The organism is Nocardiopsis chromatogenes YIM 90109, from assembly GCF_000341185.1.
GTDB classification, from domain to species: domain Bacteria; phylum Actinomycetota; class Actinomycetes; order Streptosporangiales; family Streptosporangiaceae; genus Nocardiopsis_A; species Nocardiopsis_A chromatogenes.
Map to the genome: position 1 here is coordinate 1 of NZ_ANBH01000414.1, position 629 is coordinate 629.

Genomic DNA, 629 nt, shown 5'->3' on the forward strand with positions numbered 1-629 from the left:
GGGCCATGGTCGGGCAGATGTTCCTGGCCGGGGTCCTGCACTACACCGTGCCCGCCCCGCTAACCGCCCTGGCCGTTCGGCGGCGGGCCTCGGCGGGCAAGGGGGTCACAGATACAGGCCGGTGCCCTGCTGTGGGGACTCGTTGGCCACGGCGTGGATGTCGCGTTCCCTCAGGACCAGGTAGCGCTCGGCCTGGAGTTCGACCTCCAGCTGGTCCTCGGGGTTGAACAGGACCCGGTCACCGGTCTTGACGTGTCGGGCGCTGGTGCCCGCGCCGCAGACCTCGCCCCACAGGAGGCGGGTCGCCATCTTCACGGTGTCCGGGATGACCAGCCCGCCGGTGCTGCGGCGCTCGCCCTTCTCCGGGAGCAGCCGCACGAGCAGGCGATCGTGGAGCATCTGGATTTCGAGCTTTGAATCGGGCACCCTGCAAGCTTATTGGGTCCCGACCCGTGACCGGGAGGGATGGCATGCGCGGAATTGCGGACCGTCCCCGAGGCGAACACCGGGGGAACGGCACGAGCACCCCCGCGGATCCGGTAGAGTCGAGGTGTCGCCGCGGCGAGGCCGGACACCGGCACGCAGGGGCGACGACCAGGGGCTATGGCGCAGTTGGTAGCGCGCCTCCA

The 629-nt window shown here is 70.3% G+C and carries 1 protein-coding gene; it reads right to left on the reverse strand.

All coding sequences use genetic code 11. The features are described from left to right. Positions 1-105: 105 nt before the first annotated feature. Positions 106-399 (reverse strand): GroES family chaperonin, encoded by a 294-nt coding sequence (locus D476_RS0131635; protein WP_017627860.1) that lies wholly within the window; start codon positions 397-399, stop codon positions 106-108. Positions 400-629: the final 230 nt, after the last annotated feature.